The 680-nt window shown below is 53.8% G+C and carries 1 protein-coding gene; it reads left to right on the forward strand.

The window, feature by feature from the left end:
- Positions 1 to 15 precede the first annotated feature (15 nt).
- On the forward strand, positions 16 to 680 hold a 665-nt coding region (locus L6773_RS21310), incomplete at its 3' end, for a serine/threonine protein kinase (RefSeq protein ID WP_237856699.1).

Here is a 680-nt window from a genome sequence, read left to right on the forward strand (position 1 = left end):
GTCGCCCTCAAGTTTTTGCCTTCGCATCTCACCCGGTCCGATAAAGACAAACAGCGTTTCATCCGCGAAGCCAAGGCCGCGGCCGCATTGAACCACCCGAATATTTGCACGATCTATAGTGTTGAGGAGCATGAAGGCCAACACTTCATCTCGATGGAATACATTGATGGTCAAACACTGCGGGAGAAGTTCGAATCCGAAGACATGACTCCAGGGAAAGCCCTCAACTACGCCATCCACTTAGCCGAGGCTCTTGCCGAAGCTCATGAGAAAGGCATTGTCCACCGGGACATCAAGCCCGGCAACATCATGGTGGATTCCAAGGACCGAATCAAAGTGATGGACTTCGGACTGGCGAAACTGGTGGATTCGACACCCATCACCCAGAGCGGAACCACGCTCGGTACGATGGCCTACATGTCACCCGAGCAGATACAGGGCCGGCCGGTGGATCACCGCGCTGACCTGTTCTCCTTTGGGGTACTCCTTTTCGAGATGCTCACCGGTCAGCGACCCTTCGGCGGACCGTATGATGCGGCTCTCTCCTATTCCATCGTCAATGAAGAGCCGCCGTTACTCTCTGATTTCCTGTCCAACACTCCGCAAAAACTCTCGTTGCTGGTCAACCGTCTGCTGGAAAAAGATCCCGCTAAACGATTTTCAGATAGTGAGCAATTGGC

Origin of the sequence: Rhodohalobacter sulfatireducens (genome assembly GCF_022012475.1) — a bacterium.
In the GTDB taxonomy this organism is placed as follows: domain Bacteria; phylum Bacteroidota; class Rhodothermia; order Balneolales; family Balneolaceae; genus Rhodohalobacter; species Rhodohalobacter sulfatireducens.